Origin of the sequence: Thermomonas carbonis, from assembly GCF_014396975.1 — a bacterium.
Classification (GTDB): Bacteria; Pseudomonadota; Gammaproteobacteria; order Xanthomonadales; family Xanthomonadaceae; genus Thermomonas; species Thermomonas carbonis.
This window is the reverse complement of record NZ_CP060719.1, coordinates 2,041,154-2,058,762: the sequence shown is the minus strand read 5'-3', so window position 1 is coordinate 2,058,762 and position 17,609 is coordinate 2,041,154. Positions and strand designations below refer to the sequence as shown.

At 66.6% G+C, this 17,609-nt stretch carries 15 protein-coding genes and 1 pseudogene; 4 read left to right on the top strand and 12 right to left on the bottom strand.

Annotated elements, in window-relative coordinates:
* Positions 1 to 16: 16 nt before the first annotated feature.
* The gene (locus H9L16_RS09455; protein ID WP_187551476.1) at positions 17 to 196 is read right to left on the bottom strand and encodes a 30S ribosomal protein THX; all 180 of its coding nucleotides are present in this window, start codon (positions 194 to 196) and stop codon (positions 17 to 19) included.
* 99 nt (positions 197 to 295) lie between these two features.
* On the bottom strand, positions 296 to 709 hold the full coding sequence (locus H9L16_RS09450; protein ID WP_187551475.1) for a MerC domain-containing protein: 414 nt from the start codon (positions 707 to 709) through the stop codon (positions 296 to 298).
* An 82-nt stretch (positions 710 to 791) separates the two neighbouring features.
* Between H9L16_RS09450 and H9L16_RS09445 the strand changes: the two genes are divergently transcribed.
* Positions 792 to 2,996 carry a TonB-dependent receptor gene (locus H9L16_RS09445; protein WP_187551474.1) on the top strand — a complete coding sequence of 735 codons (2,205 nt, stop codon included), beginning with the start codon at positions 792 to 794 and terminating at the stop codon, positions 2,994 to 2,996.
* Positions 2,997 to 3,050: 54 nt separating this feature from the next.
* Here the strand turns inward: H9L16_RS09445 and H9L16_RS09440 are convergent, their stop codons facing one another.
* The gene (locus H9L16_RS09440; protein ID WP_187551473.1) at positions 3,051 to 3,539 is read right to left on the bottom strand and encodes a transcriptional repressor; all 489 of its coding nucleotides are present in this window, start codon (positions 3,537 to 3,539) and stop codon (positions 3,051 to 3,053) included.
* A gap of 9 nt (positions 3,540 to 3,548) precedes the next feature.
* On the bottom strand, positions 3,549 to 4,970 hold the full coding sequence (gene gltX / locus H9L16_RS09435) for a glutamate--tRNA ligase (protein WP_187551472.1): 1,422 nt from the start codon (positions 4,968 to 4,970) through the stop codon (positions 3,549 to 3,551).
* Positions 4,971 to 5,035: 65 nt separating this feature from the next.
* Between gltX and H9L16_RS09430 the strand changes: the two genes are divergently transcribed.
* Complete coding sequence (locus tag H9L16_RS09430) at positions 5,036 to 5,758, top strand: UDP-2,3-diacylglucosamine diphosphatase (protein WP_187551471.1); 723 nt, start codon at positions 5,036 to 5,038, stop codon at positions 5,756 to 5,758.
* Between the two features lie 83 nt (positions 5,759 to 5,841).
* On the opposite strand, the gene H9L16_RS09425 is transcribed toward H9L16_RS09430, so the two are convergent.
* The 5 genes from H9L16_RS09425 to folC form a co-directional block, all read right to left on the bottom strand.
* Positions 5,842 to 6,312: a COG3650 family protein gene (locus H9L16_RS09425; protein WP_187551470.1), complete on the bottom strand. Its 471-nt coding sequence runs from the start codon at positions 6,310 to 6,312 to the stop codon at positions 5,842 to 5,844.
* A gap of 62 nt (positions 6,313 to 6,374) precedes the next feature.
* Positions 6,375 to 7,178 (bottom strand): ferritin-like domain-containing protein, encoded by an 804-nt coding sequence (locus H9L16_RS09420; RefSeq protein WP_187551469.1) that lies wholly within the window; start codon positions 7,176 to 7,178, stop codon positions 6,375 to 6,377.
* A gap of 120 nt (positions 7,179 to 7,298) precedes the next feature.
* Positions 7,299 to 8,768: an amidophosphoribosyltransferase gene (gene purF, locus H9L16_RS09415; protein WP_187551468.1), complete on the bottom strand. Its 1,470-nt coding sequence runs from the start codon at positions 8,766 to 8,768 to the stop codon at positions 7,299 to 7,301.
* Positions 8,769 to 8,810: 42 nt separating this feature from the next.
* On the bottom strand, positions 8,811 to 9,794 hold the full coding sequence (locus tag H9L16_RS09410) for an SPOR domain-containing protein (RefSeq protein ID WP_187551467.1): 984 nt from the start codon (positions 9,792 to 9,794) through the stop codon (positions 8,811 to 8,813).
* A gap of 60 nt (positions 9,795 to 9,854) precedes the next feature.
* Positions 9,855 to 11,123, bottom strand: a complete 1,269-nt coding sequence (gene folC, locus H9L16_RS09405) for a bifunctional tetrahydrofolate synthase/dihydrofolate synthase (RefSeq protein WP_187551466.1) — start codon at positions 11,121 to 11,123, stop codon at positions 9,855 to 9,857.
* Between the two features lie 43 nt (positions 11,124 to 11,166).
* Here folC and H9L16_RS09400 point away from each other — a divergent pair, with 43 nt between their 5' ends.
* Positions 11,167 to 12,024 (top strand): aldo/keto reductase, encoded by an 858-nt coding sequence (locus H9L16_RS09400; protein ID WP_187551465.1) that lies wholly within the window; start codon positions 11,167 to 11,169, stop codon positions 12,022 to 12,024.
* Between the two features lie 11 nt (positions 12,025 to 12,035).
* Here the strand turns inward: H9L16_RS09400 and H9L16_RS09395 are convergent, their stop codons facing one another.
* Positions 12,036 to 12,686: a histidine phosphatase family protein gene (locus tag H9L16_RS09395; RefSeq protein WP_187551464.1), complete on the bottom strand. Its 651-nt coding sequence runs from the start codon at positions 12,684 to 12,686 to the stop codon at positions 12,036 to 12,038.
* A 106-nt stretch (positions 12,687 to 12,792) separates the two neighbouring features.
* Here H9L16_RS09395 and H9L16_RS09390 point away from each other — a divergent pair, with 106 nt between their 5' ends.
* Positions 12,793 to 13,185, top strand: coding sequence for a DUF3224 domain-containing protein (locus H9L16_RS09390; protein ID WP_223158132.1), 393 nt, complete (start codon positions 12,793 to 12,795; stop codon positions 13,183 to 13,185).
* Positions 13,186 to 13,245: 60 nt separating this feature from the next.
* On the opposite strand, the pseudogene H9L16_RS09385 reads toward H9L16_RS09390, so the two are convergent.
* Positions 13,246 to 15,416: pseudogene (locus tag H9L16_RS09385) on the bottom strand (S46 family peptidase).
* 74 nt (positions 15,417 to 15,490) lie between these two features.
* Entirely contained in the window at positions 15,491 to 17,569 is a 2,079-nt protein-coding gene (locus H9L16_RS09380; protein WP_187554128.1) for a S46 family peptidase, read from the bottom strand.
* Positions 17,570 to 17,609 lie beyond the last annotated feature (40 nt).

Here is a 17,609-nt window from a genome sequence, read left to right as displayed (position 1 = left end):
CGTGGATGCGGCGGAATCAGGCCTTCTTGGCAACGACCTTCTTGGCCGGTGCCTTCACCGCGGTCTTGGTCGCGGTCTTCTTCGCGACAGGTGCCGCCGCGGTGCCGTCAACCTTGGTGGTCGCGTGCGAACGGGCGTTGCCGTAGCTCGAGTTGTAGCGCTTGCCCTTGGCAGTCTTGCGGTCGCCCTTGCCCATCGTGTTGCTCCTGGATCGATTCGAGTGTGTTCGTGTGTGTTGAGGTTCGCGACGCGCGCGAAGCCGGGCATTCTAGCACGGCGTTGCACCGCACCCCGGTCAATGCCCGTGGGCGCACGTCGCGTCGTGGACGTGGCCGTGGTTGAGCCGCAGGTTGGCCAGGTGAGCCAGGCCGACCAGGGTGCCGCCGAAAGTCATCGCCACCGCATGCGGGACCACGGAATGGTGCAGCGGCGGATACAAGACCCCGATCCACAGCACCGCCAGCCCCGGGATCAGCAGCCATAACGCGCGCATGGCGCGGTGGCGGCGGTAACTCCAGACCAGCACTGCCAAGCCGAACAGGGTGGCGAACAGGACGAATCCGACCTCGAAGGCCGGCGCCAGTGCGGCCGACAGGCCCAGCGAAGGTAACAGCGCGATCAGCACCGGCAGCAAGGCGCAGTGAATCGCGCACAGCAGCGCGCCGGTGGCACCAAGGCGATCGAACAGGGCGTGCAGGCGTGGACTCATGCAGGGGTGACTTCAGGCACGGGCGGGGATCCGATTTTGATATGTTATAACATCTTTCATCGTCATCACAGTGCTCCCTTCCATGCCTCCGTCTTCCCACGCATTCAAGCACGCCGCCCTGGCCAGTGCGCTCGCCCTCGCCCTCATCCCCACTGCGCGCGCCCAGGACGCGCAGCACGCCCAGCATGACCATGAGCCGAAAGACCTGGCGGCGGTCGAAGTCCGCGCCACGCCATTGGCCGATACCGCCGAAACCCTGGCCACTCCGGTCGAGGTCCTGGCCGGCAGCAAGCTGGACGAAGCCAAGGCCGGCACCCTGGGCGAGACCGTGGCCAAACTGCCGGGCGTGCAGTCCTCCAACTTCGGCCCCGGCGTGGGTCGGCCGATCATCCGCGGACTGGACGGGGCGCGCGTGCAGGTCCTGAGCGACGGACTGAGTTCCGGCGACGTGTCCACGGTCAGCGTCGACCACGCGGTCACCATCGAACCCTTCCTGGCCAATCAGATCGAAGTGCTGAAAGGTCCGGCCACCCTGCTCTACGGCAGCGGCGCGATCGGCGGCGCGGTCAACGTGGTCGATGGGCGCATACCGGACGCTCTCCCCGACGCGCCGCTCGAAGGCCGTGCGGAACTGCGCGGTGGCAGCGTCAACGACGAGCGCACCGGCATGTTCCGGCTGGATGGCTACGCCGGGCCCTTCGCGTTCCATTTCGATGCGCTGCATCGCGAGGCCGGCGACTATTCGATCCCCGGTTTCGCCGAGAGCGCTGCGCACCTGGCCGAGGAAAGCGAGACGCCCGATCCCGCCGACGCCGGCATCCTGGGCAACAGTGCGGTGCGCACCGACAGCGCCGCGCTCGGCGTGTCCTGGATCGGCGCACGCGGTTTCATCGGTGCGTCGTACAGCCTCTACAACACCGCCTACGGCATTCCCGGCGGGCATGACCATTCCCACGAAGAGGCTGACCATGACCACGGTGACGAAGAGGACGACCACGATCACGAAGGCGAAGAAGAACATCACGAGGAAGGCGATGTCCGCATCGTGATGGACCAGCGCCGCAGCGAACTGCGCGGCGGCATCGACGACCTCGGCCCGTTCGAATCGCTGCGGGTGAAATTCGCCAATACCGACTACACGCATACCGAATTCGAGGGCGCGGACGTCGGCACGGTCTTCCAGAACCACAGCCGCGAGGCCCGCGTGGAACTGGTGCATGCACCGGTCGCCGGCTGGAAGGGCGCGTTCGGACTGCAAGCCAGCGATCGCGATTTCGTCGCGGTCGGCGACGAAGCCTTCGTGCCTGGCTCGGTGTCGCGCGACACCGGCCTGTTCTGGATCGGCCAGCGCGCATTCGGTTCGCTGCAGCTGGACCTGGGCCTGCGTCACGATCGCAATCGTGTCGATGTGGACCAAACCGCCACCGCATCGCCCGATCGCGATTTCAAGACCACCAGTTTCTCCGCCGGACTGGGCTGGAAGGTCAACGACGCACTGCACTTCAACCTCGGGCTGGATCGCGCGCAGCGCGCACCGACTGCCGAGGAGTTGTATTCATCGGGCCTGCATGTCGCCACCGGCGGCTTCGAATTCGGCAACGCCGCGCTCGGCGTGGAAACTGCGGAACGCATCGAACTGGGCATGCACCTGCATCGCGGCCCGGTCGAGGCGCAACTGTCCGTGTGGCATGCGCGCTACGACGACTTCGTCTACCTGGCCGACACCGACCTGGAAGTCGAGGGCTTTCCAGCGCGCGTGTGGCGACAGGACAACGCTCGGTTCTCGGGCATGGAGGCGCGCGTGGACTGGCAGATCTCCGAGGGCGACAGCGGCCTGTGGACGCTCGGCGCGTTCGCCGACACCGTGCGCGGCAAGCTGGCCGATGCGCCCGGCACCACGCTGGTCGAAGTCGATGTTCCGCATGGCGATCATTTCCACCATGAGGACGCGCAGGTGGCGACCGGCGGCAACCTGCCGCGGATCGCGCCCTCGCGCGTCGGCAGTGAATTGCGCTGGGAACGCGACGGCTGGCGCGCCAGCATCGGCGCGGTGCGTTACCTCAAGCAGGACGACGTGGCTGCGTTCGAGGACGCGACGCCCGGCTACACCCTGGTCGACGCGCATGTCGCCTGGCACATCGACACCGCCAGCGGCCGCGAGTGGGAAGTCTTCGTGGATGGCAGCAACCTGAGCAGCCGCGAGGCACGCCCGCACACCTCGTTCCTCAAGGACGTGGTGCCGCTGCCGGGCCGCAACGTGGTGCTGGGCGTGCGCCTGTTCTTCTGATCGTCGCCACCCCTGCGGTCGATCGGCACCTGCCTCCCTCAGGGGCAGGCGTTTCTACTTGACCGCGCACTCCGCGCACAGGCCGTGCACTTCCAGGGTCTGCGTCTGCGGGCTGAAACCCAGCGCGCGCGCCTGCGCGTCGAGGGTGGCGACGACGTGTTCGTCCTCCAGCTCGACCGCCTTGTGGCAGCCATCGCAGATCAGGAACGGCGCGGAATGCTGCGCGGCATTCGGATGGTGGCAGGCAACGAACGCGTTGACCGATTCCAGCTTGTGGATGAAACCGTTCGCCAGCAGGAAATCCAGCGCGCGATACACCGTCGGTGGCGCGGCGGCACCCGCGCCCTCGCCTTCGCGCACCTTGTCGAGCAGGTCGTAGGCCTTGATCGGCTTGCCGGCATCGGCGACCAGCCCGAGCACGCGCGCGCGGATCTCGGTCAGCCGCAGCCCGCGTTCGCTGCAGGCGCGCTCCACCGCCGCCACGAAGCCGGCGGCATCGTGCACGTGGTGGTCGGGACTGCTGCAGGCGTGCGACTTGGCCATGGCGATGATCTAGGTGCCGGCCGACGCGCTTTCAAGCGGAATTTTCGCAATGGCGGCGTCGATGCGACGGATGGCTTCATCCTGTCCGGCAAGAAAAATCGTGTGCGAAATATCCGGGCTGACCTGGGTGCCGGTGATCGCCACCCGCAGTGGCTGCGCGATCTTGCCCATGCCGAGTCCGGACGCCTCGACGGTGGCATGGAACGCGGCTTCGATGGCTTCCACGCTCCACGCATCCAACGCAGCAAGGCGCGTACGCATGCCGGCCAACGGCTCGGCCGCGGCCGCGGTCAGGTGCTTGGCGACCGCCTTCTCGTCGTACTGGGTCAGGGGACCAAACCACACTGCGGATTTCTCGGCCATTTCCTTCAGCGTCTGCGCGCGCTCGCGCAACGCGATCACGATGTCGGCCGGCTTCGGGCCTTTCGCCAGGTCATAGCCAGCCTCCTCGAGGTGCCAGACCAGGTGCTTCGCCACCGACTCCGGATCGTCCGACTTCAGGTACTGCTGGTTGAGCCAGCCGAGCTTGGCCATGTCCAGGCGCGCGGCCTTCGCGTTGACGTCGGCGAGGTCGAACAGCGCCTGCATCTCGGTGATGGAGAACACTTCCTGGTCGCCATGCGACCAGCCAAGGCGGACGAGGTAGTTCAACAGCGCATGTGGCAGATAGCCGGCGTCGCGGTACTGCATCACGTCGGCGGCACCGGTGCGCTTGCTGAGCTTGGCACCCTGCTCGTCCAGGATCATCGGCAGGTGCGCGAAGTTCGGCACAGGCACGCCGAGTGCGGTGTAGATATTGATCTGGCGCGGGGTGTTGTTGACGTGGTCGTCGCCACGCACCACGTCGCTGATGCGCATGTCGATGTCGTCCACCACCACCGCGAAATTGTAGGTGGCGTAACCGTCGCTGCGGAAGATCACCAGGTCGTCGAGCTCACCGTTGGCGATCTCGATGCGGCCCTTGACCTTGTCTTCCCACGCCACCACGCCGTCGAGCGGATTGCGGAAGCGGATCACCCGATTCGGATCGTCGCGCCAACCCGCGTTCGCATCGCGATAGGCACCGTTGTAGCGCGGCTTCTCGTTGGCGGCCATCGCGGCCGCGCGCATCGTTTCGAGTTCTTCCTTCGTCTCGTAGGCGTAGTACGCATGGCCCGAGGCCACCAATTGCTCAGCCATTTCCTTGTAACGGCCGAGGCGATGGGTCTGGTAGATCGGACCTTCGTCATAATCCAGGCCGAGCCATTGCATGGCGTCGAGGATGGCGTCGATCGCGCCCTGCGTGCTGCGCTCGCGGTCGGTGTCCTCGATCCGCAGGATGAACTCGCCACCCTTGCGGCGCGCTTCCAGCCAGCAATACAGCGCGGTGCGCGCGCCGCCGATGTGCAGGTAGCCGGTGGGACTCGGGGCGAAACGGGTGCGGACGGTCATGGGCGCGACATCGAACGGAATGTGGGTATTTTAGCCGGCGAACGCGCAGCGCTTACACTTCGCCCATGACCACGCTGTTCGTCGCCGACCTGCACCTCGATCCGGAACGACCGGCGATCACCGAGCTGTTCGGCCGCTTCCTCGATAGCGAGGCGCGCAACGCCGATGCGCTGTACATCCTTGGCGACCTGTTCGAAGCCTGGGTCGGCGACGACGATCCCTCTGAAGCCGGCAGCTTCGTTGCCGAAAAGCTGCGGTCGCTCACCGCATCGGGTGTGCCCGCTTATTTCATCCACGGCAACCGCGATTTCCTGCTCGGAGCGGAGTACGCCACGTGCAGCGGGATGACCCTGCTCGATGAGCCCGTAGTCGTCGATCTGCACGGCACGCCTACCGTGATCCTGCACGGCGACCTGCTGTGCACCGACGATCTCGCCTACCAGCAGTTCCGCGCGCAGACCCGGGATCCACGCTGGCAGGCGCAGTTCCTTGCCCAGCCGCTGGAGGCCCGGCTCGCCTTTGCCACGCAGGCACGCGCTGCGAGCAAGGCACGCTACGGCGAACTGGTGAGTGCCGGCACCGCAGAGGTCGTCGGCGACGTGGCCAAGGACTCAGTCGATGCGTTGTTCGCAACATCCGGTGTGCGCCGGATGATCCACGGCCACACCCATCGCCCGGCGATCCACGACGAAGGCCACGGCAACACCCGCATCGTGCTGGGCGACTGGTACGAACAGGGCTCGGTGCTGCGGGTCAACGCGGACCGCGTCGAACTCGCTTCGTTGTAGGACGACGACGAGGAAGCCGGGCATTCGCTGCGCGGCTCGAAATGCCGCTACCCGAACACCCGGCTCCCTCGTCTTTCTTTTCCCTATTTAGCCGCTTCGCCGCAGCCCTTGTAGTCGACTTCGCCGAAGCGGAACGTCGATTCCAGGCTGTACGTGTTGTCCGACATGCCATCGCTGCAGGTTCCGCTGCTGATGGTCACGACGAATGCCTTGCCATCGTGCTGGCCAGCAATCTCCACGCCGTCGGCGAGTGCTCGCCGCGTCCCCTCCATCACGACTCCCGTCTGGTCCTCCGGCGTCGTGTACGTCAGCTTGGTGTTTTCGACATTGACGTTCCAGAACGGCTCGGTGCCGAACGCACGGAATATCTGTAGCGGATCCGCGTTTTCCTGACCGGCCACTCGCTTGGCAGCAGGCGCCTCGGCAGCGGGCGGTGCCGGTGTCACCGGCGCGACAGGCGCAACGGCTTCTACCGGTGGCGCGGGCTCAGCCGGCGGCTGCGACGGAGTACAGGCGGCCAGCAACAACGACAACGACGCGATGGTGAATTTCATGGCGATCCTCCGGGACGAGTACCGCGAAGTGTGCCGCACAACATCTCCGCCGCGGATGAAACTCAACCAGCCTCAGCCAACAGGCTTTCCAGTTCTTCGAGATCGAACCCCGCCTCGAGCCGCGCCTGCTTATTGAACGGCTTGTGCAACACACCGGTCGCGTATTCGCGCAGCAGTTCGCGGAATCTGCCGCGTGGCTCGACGCCTTCGCGTTCGCAATGCCAGCGATACCAACGCGATCCGGCCGCGACATGAGCAACTTCCTCGCGCAGGATCGTTTCGAGAATTTCGGAGGTAACCGTATCGCCCAGCGATCGCAGCTTCACGATCATCCCCGGCGTCACGTCGAGTCCGCGCGCCTCCAGCACGCGCGGTACCAGCGCCATCCGCGCCAGCCCGGAGCCCGCGGTCTTCTCGGCCATTTCCCACAGGCCGTTGTGCGCACCGAAGTCGCCGTAGTCGTGGCCGAGCTCCTTCAGCCGCCCGCGCAGCATTTCGAAATGGCGCGCCTCGTCATTCGCGACCGCAATCCAGTCCGCGTAGTACGTCTCCGGCATGCCACGGAAGCGATAGACCGCATCCCAGGCGAGGTCGATGGCGTTGAACTCGATGTGCGCGACCGCGTGGATGAAGGCGGCGCGGCCCTCGTTGCTGCCGAAGCCGCGGCGCGGCAGGTCGCGCGGATGCACGAGTAGCGGACGCTCTGGGCGGCCGGGCATGCGGATCGGCTCGGGCAGTGGCGCATCGGCATCGATCACGAGTTCGCCGCGTGCGAAGGCTTCCGCCATTTCATGGGTGAGCGTTGGCTTGTCGTCCGGGGTGCTCGCATCGAGGCAGGCGCGGGCGGCGGCGAAGAGCGAGATCATGCTTGCGTTTGCTCGTCATTCCCGCGAAGGCGGGAATCCAGTGACTTTCGTGCAGATCGGCGCAATCACTCCGAAGAGCAAAGACGCTGGATTCCCGCCTTCGCGGGAATGACGGCGCAATCAAGAAGCCCTGCGCGTCTTCTTCGCATCATCCGAGCGCAACTGCTGCAGGCGCTCGAAATAGCCGGCTTCGATCCCGGTCACGTACTCGCCACTGAAGCAGGAGCTGTCGAACTTGCGGCCCGGGAACTTCGGCCCGGCCACCGCGGCTTCCAGGTCGGACAGCTCCTGGTAGATCAGCCAGTCGCAGCCGAGGAACTGCTCGATGTCCTTCTCGCTGCGGCCGTGCGCGACCAGTTCCTCGCTCGACGGCATGTCGATGCCGTAGATGTTCGGATAGCGCACCGGCGGCGCGGCGGACGCCAGGTAAACCTTCTTGGCGCCGGCATCGCGCGCCATCTGCACGATCTGCTTGGAGGTGGTGCCACGCACGATCGAATCGTCCACCAGCAAGACCACGCGGTTGCGGAATTCCAGCGGAATCGGATTGAGTTTGCGCTTCACCGACTTCGCGCGCTCGCCCTGCCCCGGCATGATGAAGGTGCGGCCGACATAGCGATTCTTGATGAAGCCCTCGCGGTACTTCACGCCCAGCACATTGGCGATTTCCAGCGCGGAATCGCGGCTGGTGTCGGGAATCGGGATCACCACGTCGATGTCGTGGTCGGGCCGCTCGCGCAGGATCTTCTCGCCGAGGGTCACGCCCATGCGCATGCGCGCCTTGTGCACCGAAATGTTCTCGATCATCGAATCGGGCCGCGCGAAGTACACGTACTCGAAGATGCACGGCGCGTGTTCCTGCGGCTGCGCGCACTGCTGCGCGAACAGCTCGCCGCGCGCGGTGATGACGATGCATTCGCCGGGCTCAACATCGCGCACGCGGTCGAAGCCGAGGATGTCCAGCGCCACCGACTCCGACGCCACGATGTACTCGTCGCCCTGCGCGGTCGCGCGCTTGCCCAGCACCAGCGGGCGGATGCCGTGCGGATCGCGGAACGCCACCAGGCCCAGGCCGAGCACCGCGCAGACCACCGCATAGCCGCCCTTGGCACGGCGATTGACGCCTTCCAGCGCACGGAACACTGCATCCGGCGTGAGCACCCGTTGCAGATCGAGCTCGTGCGCGAACACGTTGAGCAGCACTTCCGAATCGGATTCGGTATTGACGTTGCGGCGGTCCTGTTCGAACACCTCGCGGCGCAGCGCGTCGGTGTTGATCAGGTTGCCGTTGTGGGCAAGCGCGATGCCGAACGGCGAATTGACGTAGAACGGCTGCGCCTCGTCGCTGCCCTCGCTGCCCGCGGTCGGGTAGCGGCAATGGGCGATGCCGACGCGCCCCGACAGCAGCGCCATCGCCGGCTCGTCGAAGACATCGCGCGCCAGGCCATTGCCCTTGTGCACGTGCAACTTGCCGCCGTCCGCGGTGGCGATGCCCGCGGCGTCCTGGCCGCGGTGCTGCAACACGGTCAAGCCGTCGTACAACTGGGCCGCGACTTCACTGTGGCCGACGATTCCGACGATGCCGCACATGGGTTGTTTCCTGTTTCTGACGACGGATGTCGAGCGAGTGGATCAGGGATGCGGGCGGACGATGCCGTCGATGCCGGCCTTGGCCTTGACCTGCGTTTTCAGCGCATCGGCCTCGGCGCGGTTCATCGCCGGCCCCACGCGCACGCGGGTGCGGGTGCCGCCTTCGGTGCTGACGCTGTCGGTGAAGGCGTTGAAGCCGGCACTGCGCAGCTTGTCGCGCAAGGCAGTGGCGGCCGCAGCATCGGCGAACGCGCCGACCTGCACCGCGAATCCGGTGTTGCTGGTGTCGGCGGGCTTGCTGGCCGGCGGCGGTGTGGTTGCAGCCGGCTTCGGCGCAGCTGCAATCGGCTTGGCGTCGACCACGATGGCGGGCTTGGCCGCAGGCGCGGCCGGTTTGCTCGCGACGGCGGGCGGCAGCGGTTCGGCCTTGACCGGTGCCGTCGGCGTGGCAGCCACCGTGGTCGATGGTGCGGGAGCCAGCGACGGCGGAGCCGCCGGTTTGGCATCCAGCGCGATCACCTTGGCACCGACCGTCGGATTCACCTGGGTGGCCCGGAGGCGCGCGGATTCGGCCACGGCGAGGTCGGCGAACGGGCCGATGCGCACGCGCTCGGCCTGGCGACCGTTGAGGGTCACGGTGTCGCGGTAGCCCGGCAATTCGGCGGCTTTCAGTGCGGCGATCACCTTGTCGGCGTCCGCCGCGGTGGCATAGCTGCCGAAGCTGACCGCGTGGTCACCCGCAGCCGTGGCTGGGAATGCACCGCCTTGCGTGCTGGGCGCCGCCGCATCCGGCATCGTCGAAGGCATGCCGGTCGCACCACCCTCCGACACACCTGCGGGCGCGACCAGCGGCAGGTCGCGGGTGACCATGCCGTCGTCATCGCCCGGCTCTGCGGGGACATCCAGCGCCACATCGGACACACCACTGTCGGGCGCGGGGCCCTTGACCAGCATCGGCAGGAAGATCACCGCCAGCGCGACCAGCACGACCGCGCCAACCAGGCGCTGCTTCAACGAGGCATCCATCGGCATACCGGGGACCAGCGACGGCGGGGGAGCCGGAATTATACCGGCCCGTCGCGCGGCTCAGGCCACGCCGTTCAGCCAGCGCAACGCCAACGCGGTGGTGTGGAAGGAACCGAAGACCAGCACGCGCCCGTCCGGTGCGGCGGCCTGCACCGCGGCTTCGAGCGCGGCGGCGGGGTGTTGATGCGCCTCGGCGTTGGCGGCTTCGGTGCCGGCCAGGCGCTGCCGCAGGGCTGCGGCATCCTGCGCACGCGGCCCGGCATCGGCCAGTCCGGCCAGCTGCCAGCCATCGACCTGCCCGGCCAGGGCAGTGACCACGCCCGCCGCGTCCTTGTCGGCCAGCGCCGCATACACCGCAATCGTGCGACGCCGCGGCTGCGCGCGCAGCCATGCGGCCAAGGCGCGCGCGGCTTGCGGGTTGTGGCCCACGTCCACCACCACCTCCACGCCCTCGCGCAGAAAGCGCTGCAGGCGGCCGATCGCCTGTGCATCGGCGATGCCCTCCGCATACGCCTGGCGCTCGATACGGCCCGGCAGCGCGCGCAAAGCCGCCACCGCACACGCCGCATTGCGCAACTGCACCGGCGCATCCAGCGCGGGACGCGGCAAGGTCATCGCATGACCGACCTCGCGCCAGCGCCACGTCGCGGCATCGACCGGCTCCGCGAAGAAGTCGTTGGCGATCCGCCATGACTGCGCACCGATCGCGTACGCATGCCGCAACACGCTGGCCGGCGGGTCGTCATCGCCCAGCACCAGCGGTTTGAACGGTCTTGCGATGCCTGCCTTCTCGAACCCGATGGATTCGATGTCATCGCCCAACCAGTCCTGGTGATCGAGGTCGACCGTGGTGATCACCGCCACGTCGGCATCGACGATGTTGACTGCATCCAATCGCCCACCCAGGCCCACTTCCAGCACGACGAGATCCAGCTTCGCGCGCGCGAACAACCACAGTGCGCACAACGTGCCGTATTCGAAGTACGTCAGCGGCGTGTCCCCGCGCGCGGCCTCGACCGCCTCGAAGCCTTCCACCAGCGCGTCGTCCTCTACGTCTGCGCCGTCGATGCGCACGCGCTCGTTGTAGCGCAGCAGGTGCGGCGAGGTGTAGGCGCCGGTCTTCCAGCCATGCGCGCGGGCGATGGCTTCGATGAAGGCGACGGTCGAACCCTTGCCATTGGTGCCGCCGACGGTGATCACGCGCTTCGCCGGCTTGCCGAGCGACATCCGCGCGGCCACCTCACGCACGCGCTCCAGGCCCATCGCGATGCGCGTGGGATGTTGTTGTTCGATGTATGCGAGCCAGTCGCTCAGGGGACGCGTGGGCATGCCGCTATTATCCGGCCTCCTCCTTGCCGAGCGACACCCTGACATGAGCCAGCCCGCGCCCATCCTCGGTTCCATGCGTTTCGGCAGTTGGGGCGCGAACCTGTCGCCCGCCGGCGTGGCGACCTTGCTGGAAGGCGCGCTCGACGCCGGCATCGACACCCTCGACCTTGCCGATATCTACGGCGACCATGCCACCAATCCGCTGATTGGCGACGCGCTGGCATCGCGGCCCGGCCTGCGCCAGCGGCTGAAACTGCTGGCCAAGGTCGGCATCGTCCGCACCAGCAGCCCCGGCAACCCGCGCGGCGTACAGCACTACGACCTTTCGGTGCGCCACCTGCGCGCGGCGCTGGACACCAGCCTGCGCGACCTGCGCACGGATCATGTCGAGGTGCTGATGCTGCATCGCTTCGACCCGCTGCTGGAGCCAGCCGCGATCACCGACTGGGTACGCGAGGAACAGGCGGCGGGACGCATCGGTGCGTTCGGCGTGTCCAACTTCGGCGCGCAGGCACTGGGTTTGTTCGACGGCAGGCTCGATATCGCCGGCAACCAGGTCGAACTGTCGCTGGCCAGCAGCGCAGTCATCGAGGACGGCACGCTCGACGCCACCCGCGCGCGCGGTGCCGAAGTGCAGGCATGGTCGCCGCTGGGCGGTGGTGGCTTGTTGCAATCGTCCGGGTCATTGCACGACGCATTGCAGTCGCTGGGCAATGAATTCGGGCTTGATGCCGCTTCGTTGCTGCTGCGCTGGGTCGCCAGCGTGCCGGATACGCGCGTGGTCATCGGCAGCACAGATGTCAACAGGATTCGCGCTGCCGCGGACGCCTGCGCAATGCCACTGCCGAAGGATGCCTGGTACGCGCTGTGGCAAGCCGCGAGGGGCTTTCCGGTTCCCTGAAAAGCAGGCGCTTACAACGCGCGGTGCTTGGCCTCGCCGAACAGCGCGGTGTGGTGGCTGCAATCGTTGAGACGGACAACCTCGAGCGCATCGACCGACGCACCTTCCAGCAGGTTGATCGTGGTCGGTGCCTGGCGAAAACCCCACAACTTGGACAGCGGGATTCCCAGGATCCGGCACAGCAGCACGCGGTTGACCGCGTCATGCGCAACGACCAGCAGCGTGTCGTGTTCGCCCAGTCCGGCGCAGGCGCGCGCGAAGGCCGGCCATGCGCGATCGAGCACCTCTTGCAGCGACTCGCCGCCCTCACCCGGCATCTGCACGGTGTCCGGGGCCTCGCGCCACGCGCGCAGGCGCTCGCCATCACGCTGGTCGATCTCGCTGGCCAGCAGGCCTTCCCACTCGCCGTGGGCGATTTCCTTCAGGCCACCATCGAACATCAACTGGCCGGCGCGATCCACGCCCAATGCGAGTTCGGCGGTGCGGCGCGCACGCGACAGCGGCGAGGCAATCGCACGCTGGATCGGCAGGTCGCGCAAGCGCTCACCGAGCGCGGTGGCCTGGCCAATGCCGACCTCCGACAACGCGATGTCTTCCTGGCCCTGGTAGCGGCCCTCGGCGTTCCACGGCGTCTCGCCATGACGTGCAAGCAGGATCTTCATGGTGGAGCGCCCATCACTTATGTTGCGATGCACCAGCGTATCAGGTTGCACGCCGCTTTACGCCGGACGCATTAGCCTGTCTGCCCCTCCCTTCAGGAAGATACCCATGCAGGCCAAAGGCGAGTTCGAGGTCAAACGCATTCCACAGGACGAGCTGGAAATCGGCGAAGGCGCGACCGTCGGCCATTCGCGTTTCGAAAAGCGCTTCCACGGCCCGCTCGATGCGACCAGCGTGGTCCACATGCTGGCGGTGATGTCGCCGATGGCGGGTTCCGGTGCCTATGTGGCGATGGAGCGCATCATCGGCACGCTGGATGGTCGCCGCGGCAGCTTCTTTGCCCAGCACAACGGCATCATGGATCGCGGCAAGCCCTCGCTGGACCTGACCGTGGTGCCCGACACCGGCACCGACGAACTCGTCGGCCTGAGTGGGCGCATCGCAATCGACATCGTCGACGGCAAGCACTTCTACACCTTCGACTACGACTTCCGCGATTGACGCCTGCAAAGGAAAACGCCGGCACGAGGCCGGCGTTTCCGTGGCATGCGGGCGGTCGCGTTACATCTTCGGCGCGACGCCCATTTCCTTCAGCAACTGCGGTGCTGGCATCACTTCCTGCATGATCCAGCGCATGTAGCGCTGATCGACCGAGATCATGCGGGTCACCGTCGGGTCGAACACCCAGTTCGAGGCCACCGATTCCCAGTTGCCGTCGAACGCCAAGCCGACCAGCTTGCCGTGCGCATCCAGCACCGGCGAACCGGAATTGCCGCCGGTGATGTCGAGATCCGACAGGAAGTTGACCGGCACGGTCTTGAGCTTCGCATCGGCCATGCCCGAATACTTCTTTGCCTTGATCGCATCGAGCTGCACCTGCGGCGCGTCGAAGGGATCCTTGCCGGTGGCCTTGGCCGCGACCTGCTCCAGCGTGGTGAAGGACTCTTCAGCCTTGCTGCTGCCGGGCTTGGTGTAGCCCATCACGTTGCCGAAGGTGATCCGCAGCGAGGAGTTCGCGTCCGGATACACCGCCTTGCCCTGCTCCTTGTTGTAGTCGGCCACGGCCTGCAGGTAGGTGGCGCGCGGGATGATGGTTTCGCCGGCGCGCAGCTTGCGGTCTTCCTCCAGCTTCAGCGAGGTCGGCAGCATCGCCACCGCGTACTGGATCGCCGGATCGGTGCTGGCCTCGAACGCCTTGCGGTCGGCCGACAGCCACTTCATGCGCTCGTCCAGGCTACCCAGCTTGCTGGTGTTGAGGCGATCCAGCGCGGCATCGACGGCCTTGGCATCGTTGCCGCCGATCCATGCGTCGATCGCGGCGATGCGCTGGTCGGCCGGCAGCGCGATGTACTGCATCAGCCAGTAGCGCTGGATCTGCCGATCCATCTCCGCCACATAGCGGCGCTCCATCTGCTTGATGCCGCCCTCGATGCCGGGCAGGTCACGCTGCTGGAAACCGGATTCGCGCTGGGCATCCGGCTTCTCGCGCTCCACCGACAGGCGATACAGGGTCAGCGCACTGCCGCCCAGCGCGCCACCGACATTGCCGATCACCGAATCGCGCTCGCGGGTCTTGCGCGCGTCGTCGCCCAGCTTCACCAGCGTTTCGTGCGCGGCCAGCGCCTGCGCGCCATCGGCACCACGCGACTTCAGCCAGTCAAGCACCGCCTGCTCGCGCTCGCGCTTGATGGCGGACGCGCCCATGCGCTTGAAGCCTTCCATCTGGCCGTCGTAGTTCTTGAGCGTGTTCCCCCAACCCTGCACCGAGGCGGCGTACCTGACCGCGATGTCGGGGTTCTTGGCGCCGGCGGCTTCCACCATCGCCACCAATTCCTTGAAGCGCCTGCTGATGGTCGGATAGGTCCAGGTGCTGGTGGCGTCGAAATCGGCGGCCAGCGCGTAGCGCGCGGTGCTGCCCGGATAGCCGGCCACCATCACGAAGTCGCCCTCGCGCAGCGGCTGGTCGGCGATCTGCAGCCAGCGCTTCGGCACGAACGGCACATTGTCCTTGCTGAAGGCGGCAGGCTTGCCGTCCTTGCCCACGTAGGCGCGGTAGAACGAGAAGTCGCCGGTGTGGCGCGGCCACATCCAGTTGTCGATCTCGCCGCCGTAGTTGCCCACGCTGCCCGGGGGGCATACGCCAGGCGCACGTCCTTGATCTCGATGTTCTTGAACAGGCGATAGGTGTTGCCGCCCATGAAGCTGTAGAGGTGGCAGCGATGTCCGGCATCGGCCTCGCAGGCGGCGACCAGTTGCTTCTCCAGGTCATCGACCGCCTTGGTGCGCTCCAGCGGGCCGGGCGCAGCGGCAATCGCGGCCTTCACCTGGTCGGTGACGTCGGTGATCTCGTCCAGCACGAAAATGCGCGCATTCGGTCCGGCCGACACTTCATCCGCGGTGGTCGCGGCGTTGAAGCCCTTTTCGAGCAGGTTGTTCTCCGCCGTGGAGTTGAGCTGGATCGCACCCGCGGCGCAGTGGTGGTTGGTCACCACCAGGCCCTGCGGGGACACGAAGCTCGCCGTGCAGCCGCCCAGCGACACCACCGCGCCCATCGGGTCGCCGGTGAGGTCGGCCAGTTGCTTCGGGTCCAGCTTCAGGCCGGCCTGCTTCAGCGGCCCGGCGATCTCCGGCAACTGCTGCGGTACCCACATGCCCTCGTCCGCATTCGCGGAGAACGCCGCCATTCCCATCGTTGCCACGGCGATTCCCGTGGCCAGCATCGTCTTGCGCATTTGTCGTTCCCTTGCAGTGTGCGTCGGTTGTTGCGTTCGGTGTTTCTTGCGTGAGTGCCGGCCCGGCAGTCGTCTCACTCGGCCGGCAGGTTCATTTCCTTGAGCAGGTGCGGTGCCGGATACACCTTGGCCAGCAACCAGCGCAGATAGCGCATGTCGACATGGATCGCGCGCTTGTAACGCGGATCGAACATCCAGCTTGCGCTCACCGCTTCCCAGTTGCTGTCGAAGTTCAGGCCGATCAGCTTGCCTTCGGCATCCAGCACCGGCGAACCGGAGTTGCCGCCGGTGGTGTCGAGGTTGGTCATGAAGTCGACGGTTTGCGTCTTCAGCGTGGGATCGACGGTGCTGCCGAAGTCGCCCTTGGCGATGGCGTCGAGCAGCGGCTTGGGCGCATCGAAGGGTTCGATGCCGGTGTTCTTCTCGACGATGCCGGCGACCGTGGTCAGCGGTCGATAGTCCATGCCGTCACGCGGGCTGAGCGGACTGACCTTGCCGTAGCTCACGCGGAGGGTGGAGTTCGCATCCGGATACACCGCCCTGCCCTGCGAATTGCGATAGCCGATCAGTGCCTGCATGTAGGCGGGACGCAAGCGCATCAGTTCGCCGCTGCGCCGCTTGCCTTCTTCCTCCAGCCGCAACAACGCCGGCTGCAACGCGGCCGCCAGCTTCATCAGCGGATCGCTGGATGCCAACACGGCGTCGGGGGCCGCCTTCATCAATGCCAGGCGATCGGCTTCGACGCCAAGCTTCGTCGCGTGGTAGATCGCATCGAGGCTGCTGCTTGCGATCGCTTCACTGGCGCCGAACGCCGCATCGAACTCGGCAATGCGCTGCGCCGCCGGCAACGCGTAATAGCGCTTCAGCGCATAGCGCAAGGTGGCCTTCTCGACCTCCGGATCGTAGCGGCGCTGCAACTGCTTCATGCCGCCTTCGATCAGCACCTCGTCGCGCAGCTGGAAACCGGACTCGCGCTGCGCATCCGGTTTGCCGCGCTCCATCGCCAGTCGGCGCAAGGTCACCGCGGAACCGAGCAGCCCCGGGCGCAGCAGCGGCAACAGGAAATCGCGGTCGCGAGTGGCCTGCCCCGCGTCCAACTGCGCCTGCATCGCACGGATGTCGGCCTGCAGCGCGGATGCATTCGGCTGCTTCGCCAGCCAGGCCAGCATCGCCGCCTCATCCGCGGCGCGCACACGCACGGCGTCGCTGCGACGAAGGCCATCGAGTTCGCCCTGCGCACGCTTGAGCGTGTTCTTCTGCCCGGCCAGGGTAGAGGCGTAGAGCACTTGCTTGGCCTTGTCGCCCGCGGTCGCGGCCTCGATGGTCTCGATCATGCCGCCAACGATGTCGACGCGGGTCGGCAGCAGCCATTCGATCTGGTTGGCGAATTCCGATGCGGCGCGATGGCGGAAGGTCGTGCCCGGATAGCCGGCGACCATCGCGAAATCGCCCGCCTTCACCGGCGCGGTGGACACGGTGAGATGCGCGGGCGGCGCGTACGGCACGTTGTCCTTGCTGTACGCCGCCGGCTTGCCGTCCTTGCCCACGTAGGCGCGATAGAACGTGAAGTCGCCGGTGTGGCGCGGCCACATGAAGTTGTCGATGTCGTCGCCGTAGTTGCCGATCGCGCGTGGCGGCGCGTACGCCAGGCGGATGTCTTTCAGTTCGAGCTGCTTGATCAGGTAGTACTCGCGGCCGTAGTACATGCTCGCCACGCTGCAGCGATGGCCTGCATCCTGTTCGCAGGCGGCGACCGCGGCCTTCTGCGCCGATTCCACCGCATCGAAATACGCGCGTCCGGTCTTGCCCTTCGCATCGGCCAGGATGCGATCGGTCACCTGATCGAACCCGACCGTCACCCAGATTCGCGCCGCCGGCCCCGCCGACGGTTCATCGGCCATCGTCGCGGCGATGAAGCCATCCTGGATCAGGTTGCGCTCCGCAGTGGAGTTCAGCTGGATCGCGCCGAGCGCGCAATGGTGATTGGTGACCACCAGACCCTGCGGCGACACGAAACTCGCCGTGCAACCACCCAGCGAGACCACCGCGCTCATCGGGTGCCTGGTGAGGTTGGCCAAGTCGGCCGGATCGCCCTTGAAGCCGGCGGCCTGCAGTTCCTTGGCCAACTGCGGCAATTGCGACGGCATCCACATGCCTTCGTCGGCGTGTGCAACGCCGCCGGTCAGGGTGATC